Annotated in this window: 10 protein-coding genes; 1 reads left to right on the top strand and 9 read right to left on the bottom strand. The window is 50.8% G+C overall.

Annotated features, from left to right (window positions below; genetic code table 11):
• From yajC to AC6I1F_RS02720, 7 genes are all read right to left on the bottom strand, one after another.
• A complete protein-coding gene (gene yajC, locus AC6I1F_RS02750; protein ID WP_160334415.1) occupies positions 1 to 351 on the bottom strand; it encodes a preprotein translocase subunit YajC in 351 nt (116 codons plus the stop codon).
• A gap of 99 nt (positions 352 to 450) precedes the next feature.
• Positions 451 to 1,584 carry a tRNA guanosine(34) transglycosylase Tgt gene (tgt, locus tag AC6I1F_RS02745; protein WP_160334416.1) on the bottom strand — a complete coding sequence of 378 codons (1,134 nt, stop codon included), beginning with the start codon at positions 1,582 to 1,584 and terminating at the stop codon, positions 451 to 453.
• On the bottom strand, positions 1,581 to 2,645 hold the full coding sequence (gene queA / locus AC6I1F_RS02740; protein WP_290432678.1) for a tRNA preQ1(34) S-adenosylmethionine ribosyltransferase-isomerase QueA: 1,065 nt from the start codon (positions 2,643 to 2,645) through the stop codon (positions 1,581 to 1,583). The genes tgt and queA overlap by 4 nt, the downstream gene beginning before the upstream one ends.
• 43 nt (positions 2,646 to 2,688) lie before the next feature.
• Positions 2,689 to 3,270, bottom strand: coding sequence for a transcription elongation factor GreB (gene greB, locus AC6I1F_RS02735; protein WP_160334418.1), 582 nt, complete (start codon positions 3,268 to 3,270; stop codon positions 2,689 to 2,691).
• Positions 3,271 to 3,332: 62 nt separating this feature from the next.
• Positions 3,333 to 5,357 (bottom strand): ATP-dependent zinc metalloprotease FtsH, encoded by a 2,025-nt coding sequence (ftsH, locus tag AC6I1F_RS02730; RefSeq protein WP_160334419.1) that lies wholly within the window; start codon positions 5,355 to 5,357, stop codon positions 3,333 to 3,335.
• Positions 5,358 to 5,574: 217 nt separating this feature from the next.
• Positions 5,575 to 9,024: a DNA polymerase III subunit alpha gene (gene dnaE, locus AC6I1F_RS02725; protein ID WP_160334420.1), complete on the bottom strand. Its 3,450-nt coding sequence runs from the start codon at positions 9,022 to 9,024 to the stop codon at positions 5,575 to 5,577.
• Between the two features lie 220 nt (positions 9,025 to 9,244).
• Complete coding sequence (locus AC6I1F_RS02720; protein ID WP_160334421.1) at positions 9,245 to 9,889, bottom strand: RlmE family RNA methyltransferase; 645 nt, start codon at positions 9,887 to 9,889, stop codon at positions 9,245 to 9,247.
• Between the two features lie 42 nt (positions 9,890 to 9,931).
• On the opposite strand from AC6I1F_RS02720, the gene yhbY reads away from it, so the two are divergent.
• Entirely contained in the window at positions 9,932 to 10,462 is a 531-nt protein-coding gene (gene yhbY, locus AC6I1F_RS02715) for a ribosome assembly RNA-binding protein YhbY (RefSeq protein WP_160334422.1), read from the top strand.
• Between the two features lie 17 nt (positions 10,463 to 10,479).
• Here yhbY and greA read toward each other — a convergent pair whose 3' ends face one another.
• Positions 10,480 to 10,953: a transcription elongation factor GreA gene (gene greA / locus AC6I1F_RS02710; RefSeq protein ID WP_160334423.1), complete on the bottom strand. Its 474-nt coding sequence runs from the start codon at positions 10,951 to 10,953 to the stop codon at positions 10,480 to 10,482.
• A 138-nt stretch (positions 10,954 to 11,091) separates the two neighbouring features.
• Positions 11,092 to 12,096 carry an ornithine carbamoyltransferase gene (locus tag AC6I1F_RS02705; RefSeq protein ID WP_160334424.1) on the bottom strand — a complete coding sequence of 335 codons (1,005 nt, stop codon included), beginning with the start codon at positions 12,094 to 12,096 and terminating at the stop codon, positions 11,092 to 11,094.
• Positions 12,097 to 12,099 lie beyond the last annotated feature (3 nt).

Below are 12,099 nucleotides of genomic sequence, written 5' to 3'. Positions count from 1 at the left end.
TTAAAACTTAACCGTTCCTTTGGGAAGAACTGCCTGAATGGCCAGACGCTGGAACGTAATCGCAACCGGCTTGTCTTCAACCTGGGCAATCTGAAGATTGATGTAGTTCTCATCGGCAGCAAGAATCTTGCCGCAGATACCGCCCGCTGTAATGACTTCGTCTCCGACAGTCAAAGCGTCAATCATCTTCTTGTGCTCTTTCTGGCGTTTCTGCTGCGGTCTGATCAAAAGGAACCAGAACACGGCAAAGATCAGAATCATGATGCCGAAAGAGGACGCCATGCTTTCAAGGCCTCCGGGTGCCGCAACCGCGCCGCCGGCAGCCTGAGCGTATGCTTCAGAAATAAACAATTTAATACTCCAATGTTAAATCACAAATATGCGGGATTTGTTTTATATAAATCTAACTAATTATAGAGGACTTAGTTAATTTGAATATGAAGAAAATTCCTAACCGACTCCTCTGGCTCGATCTCTGTAGAACTGCTCACGCCACTGTGTAAAGCGGCCTTCATCAAGCGCCTCACGAATCTCTTTCATCAGATTGAGATAGTAGTGCAGATTATGAATCGTATTGAGTCGGGCACCAAGAATTTCATTGACCTTCTGCAGATGATGCAGATAGGCTCGGGAGAAATTGCGGCAGCAGTAGCAGTCGCAGGTCTCGTCAAGCGGACGCAGATCATGCTTGTATTTGGCGTTGCGAAGCTTCACATCGCCGTAGCGTGTGAATAGCCAGCCGTTGCGGGCGTTGCGGGTCGGCATGACGCAGTCAAACATGTCGATACCGCGGCTGACGCCTTCCACTAAATCTTCCGGTGTGCCGACACCCATCAGATAACGAGGTCTGTCCTCCGGCATGATTCCGCTCATATGATCGAGAATCTTGATCATTTCTTCTTTCGGCTCGCCGACAGAAAGACCTCCGATCGCATAGCCGTCAAAACCGATGTCCTTCAGCCCGGCGAGAGACTCGTCACGAAGATTTTGGAACATCCCGCCCTGAACAATGCCAAAGAGCGCATTCGGGTTTTCAAGACGATCAAACGCTTCTCTGGAACGCTTTGCCCACCTCAGAGACAGCCGCATGGAATCTGCGGCCTGCTTTTCCGTCGCGGGTACGCCGTTGATCTCGTACGGCGTGCATTCGTCAAAAATCATAGCGATGTCCGAATTCAGCACCTTCTGAATTTCCATCGAAACTTCAGGTGTGAGGAACAATCTTTCACCGTTGATCGGAGAGGCAAAACGTACGCCTTCTTCCGTAATCTTTCTCAGTTTCCCAAGAGAGAAGACCTGGAAGCCTCCGGAGTCGGTAAGAATGGGTTTGTCCCAGCCCATAAAACCGTGAAGACCGCCATGCTCGGCGATAACATCCAGTCCCGGACGAAGCCAAAGATGAAAGGTGTTGCCCAAAAGAATCTGGGTGCCGATTTCATTGAGCTCAAGAGGGCTCATCGCTTTAACAGTACCGTATGTTCCGACGGGCATGAACACAGGGGTCTGAACGACGCCGTGGTTCAAATGGATTTCCGCTCTGCGCGCAGACCCTTCTTTTTTATGAAGTTTAAAAGTCAGACTCATGAGTTAGCCTTTTTTTCGAGAAAACATGCATCCCCGTAGCTGAAGAATCTGTACTTTTCTTCAACGGCATGTTTGTAAGCGTTAAGAATTTCGTCTCTACCGCAAAGGGCACTGACGAGCATAACCAATGTTGATTTAGGAAGATGGAAGTTCGTGACCATGGCGTCACAAACTTTGAATTCATATCCGGGCGTAATAAAGAGTCGGGTTTCCGCTGCTCCCGGAACCACTTTGCCTTCCGGATTTGAAGAAGCGCTCGCTTCAACGGTACGAAGACTCGTTGTTCCGACACAAATGACTCTTCTGCCTTCTTCTTTTGCCTTGTTGATTTTGCGGGCGGTCTCCTCAGGTATCGTGTACCACTCGGAGTGCATCACGTGTTCGGACAGATTCTCTACGCGCACCGGCTGGAAAGTTCCGGCACCGACGTGAAGCGTGACAAAAACTTCTTCACAGCCTTTATCCCGAATCTGCTGCAGAAGCTCTTCCGTAAAGTGCAGTCCGGCCGTCGGCGCGGCTACCGCGCCGGGATGGCTTGCGTAAACCGTTTGATAACGCGTTTCATCGGACTTCTCAGCCGCATGCTGAATGTAGGGAGGAAGCGGAACTTTGCCGTATTCATCCAGAACTTCAAGGACCGGACGTTCATAGCGAAGCTTAAAGAACTCTCCTTCTCGGCCGAGAACTTCTGCAACCGCAGGCTCACCGCCTTCCGGATGGTCAAAGTAAAGAATAGTTCCGGGCTTTGCAGGCTTGCTCGAGCGCATCATGGAGATAGCTTCGTGCGTACCGATCACACGTTCGGTCATGGCTTCAAAAAAGCCGCCGGTTTGTTTGCGGCCGGTGAGCCGGGCTTTAATAACTTTGGTGTCGTTAAAAATAAGAACGTCTCCGGCACGAACCAAGTTCAGAAGATCTCTGAAAATAAGGTCTTCAAGGCTACCGTTGGGCCGCACGTGAAGCAGTCGCGAGGAAGCTCGATCTTTCAGCGGAAATTGCGCAATCAGGCTTTCCGGGAGTTCAAAATCAAAATCAGATAAATGCTGTTCTTTTTCGTTCATGGCTTTACCGGCCCTGAGAAAATCGGCCCATTGGGCCGTATGGTTAAAGACTATGCGGTTTGCCCGGAGGCTCATCGACATAAGTCACTTCAAGAATATCGAGCTTTTTAACACCTTTTGGCGTCGGAAGGAGAACCGTATCGCCTTCAAAGTGTTTCAAAAAGACACGAGCGATCGGAGAAATCCAGGATACGTCACCGACCGAACCGTCCGCTTCGTCAATTCCGACGATGCGGATTTTAGACTCCTCGCCCTGTTCATTGGCGAATAACACGGTCGCGCCGAAAAAAATCTGATCTGTCGGCGGCCGATTCGCGATGTCGATGACTTCGCTGTTTTCAATACGTTTATTAAGAAAACGAATTCTGCGGTCGATTTCGCGCAGACGCTTTTTGCCGTAAAGGTAATCTCCGTTTTCGCTTCTATCGCCGTTTGACGCTGCCCACGCAACGACCTGAACCGTTTCCGGACGTTCCACCAGAACAAGATTTTTACGTTCGGCTAAAAGCCTGTTGTAACAGGCGCGCGTCATGTAATTCTTGGTTCCTTTGATTTCAGGTATCTTGACTTCCTCTTCGTCGTAGTCTTCTTCGTCTTCGGCTTTAAATTCGAGATCTTCGCTCATTTGTCTTCCCCTATAAGTTCAAAAGACCGCAAAAAGCGGCCTTCCGAACCTATTTGGTTATTTTAAGGCTTTGGCGCCTGATCAGGGCCTTCCGGCTTATCTTCAGGCTTGGCGTCTTCAGCTTTGGGCGCCGCCTGCTCCGTCTGAGGCGTCTCGTCAGCTTCCGGCTTCGAATCCTGAGCCTCTGCGGCATTCTCCTCTGCGGCCGGTGCGCTCACCTGAGCTTCAGGAGCAGCGTCAGCGACCTTTTTCTTCTTGGAGAGCTGCTTCGGAGGACGCGGATCCTTGCCTTCCATAATGTCATCAATCTGATCGGAATCGATCGTTTCCCATTCAAGCAAGGCATGCGCCATCTTGTGCATTTCTTCCTGATGTTCTTCGATCAGTTTGCGCGCGATTGCGTACTGTTCGTCAATAATACGGCGAACTTCCGCATCCACATTGCGCATTGTCTCTTCAGAAATATGCTTTGTCTGCGTGACGGAGCGGCCGAGGAAGACTTCATTCTCGTTTTCGCCGTAGACCATGGGGCCGAGCTTATCGCTCATACCGTAGCGCATAACCATGTCGCGCGCCATCTGAGTTGCGCGTTCAAAGTCGTTGGAAGCGCCTGTGGTCATCTGATTCATAAACACTTCCTCAGCGATACGGCCGCCAAAGAGAATCGCAATGCGAGTCAGAAGATACTGTCTGTCATAAGAATAATGATCTTCTGCGGGCAGCTGCATCGTCAGACCAAGCGCACGGCCGCGAGGAATAATCGTAACCTTATGAACGGGGTCGCTCTTAGGCATCAGACGCGCAACCAATGCGTGGCCGGATTCGTGATAGGCCGTATTCTTGCGCTCGTTCTCATCCATGACCATGCCTTTTCTTTCGGCACCCATCATGATCTTGTCCTTAGCGCGTTCGAAGTCTTCCATCGCGACCACACGGCCGTTTCTGCGAGCGGCAAAAAGCGCCGCTTCGTTCACGAGATTGGCCAAATCGGCTCCGGAGAATCCGGGCGTACCTCTCGCAAGGATCGCTTCGTCCACATCGGCGCCCACCGGGATCTTGCGCATGTGAACTTTGAGAATCTGTTCACGGCCGCGGATATCGGGTAGCGGAACCACAACCTGACGGTCAAAACGGCCGGGACGCAGCAGCGCCGGGTCAAGAACGTCCGGACGGTTGGTCGCAGCAATGACGATAACGCTGGAATTGGTATCGAAACCGTCCATCTCCACGAGCATCTGATTCAGAGTCTGCTCACGTTCGTCGTTGCCGCCGCCGAGACCGGCGCCGCGCTGACGACCCACAGCATCAATTTCATCAATGAAGATAATGCAGGGAGAATTCTTCTTCGCGTTCTCGAACATGTCGCGAACACGAGCCGCACCAACACCGACGAACATTTCTACGAAGTCGGAACCGGAAATGGTAAAGAACGGAACCTTCGCTTCGCCTGCAATCGCTTTGGCGAGCAGCGTCTTACCGGTACCCGGAGAGCCGACAAGCAGAACGCCGCGGGGAATGCGTCCGCCAAGGCGCTGATATTTGGTCGGGTCTTTCAGATAATCGACCATTTCGGAGACTTCTTCTTTAGCCTCGTCACAGCCGGCGACATCCGCAAATGTGATGTTGTTATTGGAGCTGTCAAGCATTCTGGCTTTGGATTTGCCAAAACTGAAGGCGCCGCCTTTGCCGCCGCCCTGCATCTGACGCATGAAGAAAATCCAAACACCGATGAGGAGAATCATCGGGAACCAGGAGATGAAGATAGAAGCAAGGAAGCTCTGCTCTTCGTCCGGCTGACCGTAAACCTGAACACCCGCCTTGCGGAGATCTTCAACCATCCAAAGATCGCCGGGCGCGGTAATCTTATAAGTCGCGCCTTCCGTCGGCGTGACAGTAAGGGTTCTGCCCTGAACATCAACGCGCTTGATTTTGCCTTCCTTAGCCTGGTCCATGAATTGGGTGTAGCTCGTGGAAGGTTCCGCAGTCGCGATCTTCTTAGCCCCGTCGAATTGTTTAAACACAGTAAACAAAACCAGAGCAATAACGATCCAGACAGCAACTTTGGCAAATAAATTATTTTTATTCAAAATATTATCCCTTTCGGCTTATCGCCGCTGCAAATGATCGGTTTCTAAAATATGACTGTTGTGACAGATCAAAGCACATAAGTGTCTCAACACAATACCAAAAACTTAAAAAGATTACAGTTCACACGGCCCTGTTTTTCCAATTGTTAACATTATGAAGATTCGAAGTGACTGAAACACGGTTTTTCACTCACTTCGGGATTCATCAGCATGCTAATCAATATTTGACGGATACCCCTTCAAGCGCGGAACATTCTTCTAACTTAGTGATGATGTCCCAACTCGGAGATATCTTCATCGGAAGCTTTGTGCAAAGCAGCTTGCCCGGGAACACGAATTCCATTTCGATCGGTACCGCGAACTCCTGATTCTTGATTGAATTATTCAGAATAATCTGCTGAATTCCTTCAAGCTCCGCAGGATCAGCATCTGGTCTGATGCGCATTTTGACTTTTGCGCCGTTTTCTTTTCTCAGCTCATAGAGCGGCGCAAATTCGCCGGCGGAAACCCAATCTTTATTCGTCTTCTTGCTATGGCCTCTCTTAATCGAAACCACCACAATTTCACCTTTGGGAATGGTCTTGATTTTCTCAAGATTTCGCTCGTAGTACTCCAGATTGATTCGGTAATCCTCAACCTTTTCTCCTGCTTCAAGGTGCAGCTGGACAAAATATTTGCCGTCCTTACTCTGACGCTTTTCACAGCCGGCGTAAATACCCGCGACCCGGAAGTCGCCAAATCCCTCCGGCGCCGCATCCAGGAGCGATGCGCCGTAATACCTGCTCAGCTCTTTCTTGTAGACATGACTCGGATGACTTGAGAAATACATTCCCATGACGGAAAACTCTTTCTCAAGCGTACTGCGTTCGCTCCAGGGCGTCACCTCAATCATTTCAACACACTGTTCCTCTTCTTCTCCGAACAGAGAGAACTGGTTGGAGGAACTTTCCGACTGCTGAGCTGCCTGAATAACTAAATCGACGTTATCAAACCATTTGCGGCGGTTTGGATCAATCGAATCAAAGACGCCCGCAAGAGAAAACGCCTGCAGGACTTTCTTGGTGATCGCAGAGGTGCCGACTCGTTTAGCGAGATCATACATATCTTTAAACGGACCATTTTCGCTGCGCTCTTTCACAATCGCGTCCGCAGGGCCCTGACCGATCCCCTTCAGAGCGCCGAAGCCTAAACGAATCACTTTGGTTTTCGGACTTGTGAAATTAAATTCGCTGCCGTTGATATCGGGACCTAAGATTTCCACACCATGCTTGGCGGCATCCGAAAGGATCGTACGCATCTTCGTCGCGTCCGTCATGACTTCGGTCAGGGACGAGGCAAGGAACTCCGCAGGATAGTAATTCTTGAGCCAAGCGGTTTTATAAGCGACATAAGAGTAAGCCGCGGCATGAGATTTATTAAATCCGTAGCCTGCAAACTTTCTCATCAATTCGAACAAATGCGTCGCAACTTCTTCGGTGACGCCGTTCTTTGCGGCGCCCTCAATAAAGACTTTGCTTTGGCGCTCCATTTCCGCGACGTCTTTCTTACCCATGGCTCGGCGCAGAATATCCGCGCCGCCAAGTGAGTATCCTCCGATTTTCTGCGCGACCAGCATGACCTGTTCCTGATAGACCATAATGCCGGAGGTTTCTTCCAAAATCGGAATTAAGCGGTCATCCGCGTATTCGGCTTTCTTTTTCCCGTCTCGAATATCAATAAAGTCATCAATCAGGTCCATCGGGCCCGGACGATACAGCGCGTTCAAAGCGATCAAGTCGGAAATCTTTGTCGGTACCGCGCGAATCAGCAGCTGACGCATACCGGTCGATTCAAACTGGAAGACCGCAACGGTATCGCCCTTCTGGAAAATATTCCGGTAGGTCGCTTCGTCGTCGCACTCCATATGTTCAATATCCGGACGGCTGCCGGTATTGGCTTCAATATAGTCAAGCGCGCGTTCAATGATCGTGAGTGTGGTAAGACCCAGGAAGTCGAACTTCACCAGGCCGACCGCTTCAACGTCTTTTTTATCGTACTGACTGATTACGTTCTCAGGGAGCATCCCAGCCGCATACAGCGGACAGAAATCAACGAGCTTTCCGGGCGCGATCAGCACGCCGCCCGCATGAATGCCCAGGCTCTTGGTTGTCCCCTCAAGTTTCAGTGCGTACGTGACCAGTTTTCTAACCTGAGGATCATTGCGCACCGCCGCTCTAAATTCCGGAATATCGGAGAGCGCCTCTGCCAATGTAATGTTCTTTCCGGGAATCGTCGGGATCATACGCGCCAGACGATCCGTCTCCATATAGGACATATCGAGCGTCCTGCCGACGTCCTTAATCGCACCCTTTGCCGCCATCGTGCCGAAGGTCGCGATCTGGCTGACCGATTCGTCGCCGTACTTGCTTTTTACATACTCAATGACACGGCCGCGGTTGTTCTGACAGAAGTCCACGTCAAAGTCAGGCATGGAAACGCGTTCCGGATTCAGAAATCGCTCAAACAGCAGGTCAAACTGAAGCGGATCCAAATCGGTAATGCCCAGGCAGTACGCAACCAGTGAACCGGCGCCCGAACCTCGCCCCGGACCCACCGGACAGCCGTGTGTCTTGGCCCAGTTAATAAAGTCCTGAACGATGAGGAAGTATCCTGGGAAATCCATCTCCTGAATAATTCCGATTTCGCGCTCCAGACGCTGTGAGTAGGTCGGGAACTTTTCTTTTCTGACCTTCTCATCCGGATAAAGCACTTTGAGACGGCGATCGAGACCCCGACGGGCAAGTTCAGCCATATATTCTTTGAGCGATTTCCCTTCAGGTGTCGGGAAAATCGGCAGCTGAGGCTTGCCAAGCTTCAGCGTCAGGTTGCACATCTTGGCGATTTCAACCGTATTCTCGATCGCGGACGGAATATCCGAGAACAAAGCAATCATTTCCTCTTTGCTCTTGAAATACTGTTCCGGCGTAAAAATTCTCGGACGGGCTTGATTGGCTAGCGTATAGCCTTCAGCGATCGCACTTCTTGCCTCATGGAATTCAAAATCTTCCTTTTCTTCAAACTGAATCGGATGGGCAGCGACGACCGGAATGTTCAGCTCTTTGGCAAGTCTGACCGTACCGTCAACCACCGCTTCAAGCTCGGGGCGGCCGATTCTCTGAATTTCCAGATAGAACTGACCCGGAAAACGAGCAGCAAGCTGCGCGCACTCCTCTTTGGCCGCTTCAAAGCTTCCGTTGAGGATCGATTTACCGACTGAGCCGGTATTAAAACCGGAGAGAACAATCAGTCCCTTGGCCATGTCCTCAGTGATCCAATCAAGGTCGATCTCGCCTCTGTCCTTATGCTGATTCTTCAGCCATGCGCGGGAGAGCAGCTCACAAAGCGCATGGTAGCCGTCCTGGTTTTTACACAGGAAAAGCAGACGATGGGGATCGTCCCGATTGTAGTGATTGGTGATCCAGCAGTCGGCGCCGAGGATCGGTTTAATTCCCGCACCGGAAGCCGCCTTGTAGAAAATCACGTCTCCGAACATTGCCGAGAGGTCCGTAATCGCAAGCGCCTTCATACCGGAGGCGATCGCTTTATGCACAATCTTTTTCGGTTTGATCAGACCGTCTTTGATCGAAAATTCGGTGTGCATGCGAAGGTGGACAAAATCTTGACTCATATCGTTCGGTTCCGGAGAAAAGGAAGGCTGGAATTTGGAAAATTCTAAAGGATCAATCTTAACGAAATGAGGACAGAATCGCATGGTTACAAACCAAACGATTGTCCTCTGAAAAGCCGAGCTGCATGAAACCAGGCCTTTGATGCGGTATATAAAAATATATTCCCGCCTCGATTGTTCGTCAGGAGCGGGAATTTAAAAAGAACGTTTTCAAACCGCGTTATTTCAGGTTCTTCGCTACTACATAAACTTCCGCCGAAGAACTTCTCGAGGCTTCCGGTTTACGCACGGAGACTTTCTTAAAGGTCTTTTTGCAGGCCTCGATATACTGCGAGTAGCCGCTGCCCTGGAACACCTTGCAGACAAAGAAGCCGTTAGGCTTCAGATTCTCTTTGGCAAAGTCAAGCGCAAGCTCGTTCAAAAGCAGGCAGCGCGCAGCGTCGGCGGCGGCTACGCCGGAGAGATTCGGCGCCATATCCGAAAGCACCACGTCGACTTTTTCACCTTCAAGCAGTTCTGTGAGCTGATCCGCAACTTCCTGCTCTCTGAAGTCACCCTGCAGAAAATGCACGTCTTCGATCGGATCCATCGGCAGAATGTCCATTGCGATGACTTTTCCGTCGAGCCTGCCTTCTTTATCCGTCAGGCGCTCCTTCACAATCTGGGTCCATGAACCCGGCGCGGCGCCCAAATCAACGACAGACATTCCGGGTTTAATGATTTTGTCTTTATCATCGATCTCCATGAGCTTGTAAACCGAACGGGCTCTGTAGCCCTCCTGAACGCTGCGTTTTACAAACGGATCCGTGAGATGTCTTTTTATCCACGCTGGATTTGAGCGTAATTTCTTTTCTGAGACCGGCATAAGGTTAAACTCTTACAAAATTTATAAGGAGATTCATCAATCATGACACAATTAAAACTCTCAAGGGACGAGCGCATCGCACTTCGAGCCCAGGCGCATCACCTTGACCCGGTCGTCCTTCTCGGCTCCAACGGCCTGACAGACGCTGTCATTAAAGAAGTCGACCGCGAACTGAATGTTCACGGCCTCATCAAAGTTCGTGTTCCGAGCGACGACCGCGAAGAACGCGTCGCGATCTATGAAGAACTCGCGGAAAAACTCGGCGCCGCCAAAATCCAGCTGATCGGTAAGCTCTTTGTTCTTTATCGCCCGATTCCTGAAAAGGAGGAAGAAGACGAAGAGAAACCCGCTCCGATGGACCGTGTGCGCAAGACCGGCGCAAAAGCGCGCAACAATCGCAAACGTCTAACGGAAAAGATCAACAGCAAGAAGAGCGGCGCAAAGAACGCGCCCTGGGCCAAGACCCTTAAAAAGGGAAAGACCCCGAAGGGTCAGGTCAAAGCGGTCGGAGCCAAGGGCAAAGCGCTCGGCTCCCACATGAAAAACAAAGGCGTCCTCAAAGAAGAAGAGTAAACGCCCTAGCTCTCGCTTTAAATAAATTCAACGGCGATGATTTCGTACTCGCTCACGCCCTTCGGGGCCTGAACCTCTACGACATCGCCTTCATTTTTGCCGATCAGCGCACGCGCGATCGGGCTGGCGATGGAAATACGGCCAGCTTTCGTGTCGCTTTCGTCGGCACCAACGATCTGAAAGCGCTGACGGTCTCCTGTTTCCACATCCTCAATCGTCACAGTCGCGCTGAACACAACACGACCGTTGTTGGGCAGCGTCGTCGGATCAATCACCTGGAACTGCGAAATCTTGCTTTCGAGCTCCATGATTCGGCCTTCAATAAAGGCCTGAGATTCTCTGGCGGCATCGTATTCCGCATTTTCAGAGAGGTCCCCTTTTTCACGAGCTTCGGCAATCGCCTGAACAACAGCAGGACGATCCTGCGTCTTCAAACGATGAAGCTCATCTTTAAGCATTTTTGCCCCGCGGGCAGTAATTGGAATAGCCATCTTCTACAAAAAAAATCTAGGGCGGTCAAAACTAACCGCCCAAATACATTTAAGGATGCATAATGATAGCGCAACCGCTCCCTTCCCGCCGCTTCTTTGAAACCAAAAAGCGCTGTAAGAAAGCGGTCTTCTATCTGCTTACGCTAAAGAGGAGACGATAACCGCCTTGATCGTGTGCAGGCGGTTGCCGGCCTGATGGAACACGATGGAAGCGGGCGATTCAAACACCTCTTCCGTCACTTCAACACCGTTGGCAAGTTCCGGATGAGCCGCGATCACCGCTTCTCCGACCTTGGTCTCTGTGTTGTGATAAGCAGGCAGACAGTGCATGAATTTCACATCCGGATTGCCGGTCGCGTCCATCATGGCTTTGTTAACCTGATACGGCAGCAGCGCTTTGATGCGTTCATCCCAGACTTCTTTGGGTTCGCCCATGGAAACCCAGATGTCGGTATGAATGAAGTCAACACCCTTAACGGCCGCCTTCACGTCTTCCGTGATCAGCAGACGAGCACCGGAGTGCTTGGCAAATTCTTCACACATATCGATGAGTTCCTGGCTCGGCCAGTATTCTTTCGGTGCGGCGATACGAACATCCATACCCATCTTCGCGCCGACGAGCAGTAAAGAATTGCCGGTATTGAAGCGAGCGTCGCCGACATAAGCGTAAGAGATGTCTTTCCAGCGCTTGCCACAGCTTTCTTTCATCGTGAGCAGATCGCACAGCATCTGTGTCGGATGCCATTCGTCTGTCAGACCGTTAAAGACCGGAACGCCTGCGTATTCGTGCAGTTCTTCCACAGTTTCCTGTTTGTAGCCGCGGAATTCGATCGCGTCGTACATAGATCCGAGTACGCGGGCTGTATCCTTAATGCTTTCCTTGTGGCCGATCTGCGAGCTCTGCGGATCAAAGAAAGTGGTGTTGGCGCCCTGATCATAGGCAGCGACTTCAAAAGCGCTGCGGGTACGAGTGGAGGTCTTTTCGAAGATCAGAGCGATGCTCTTTCCCTGCAGATGCTGTACTTCAGTACCGGTCTGTTTTGCCTTTTTAAGATTTTCAGCAAGACTGACGAGATAATCGATTTCTTCAGCTGTGTGATTGACAAGGCTCAGAAGTGAGCGATTTTTAAGATTAAAAGGCATTTT

The sequence above is a fragment of the Parasutterella sp. St.1A3 genome (genome assembly GCF_059728705.1).
Note: the sequence above shows the minus strand (reverse complement) of the source record. Positions and strands in the feature narration are given on the sequence as shown.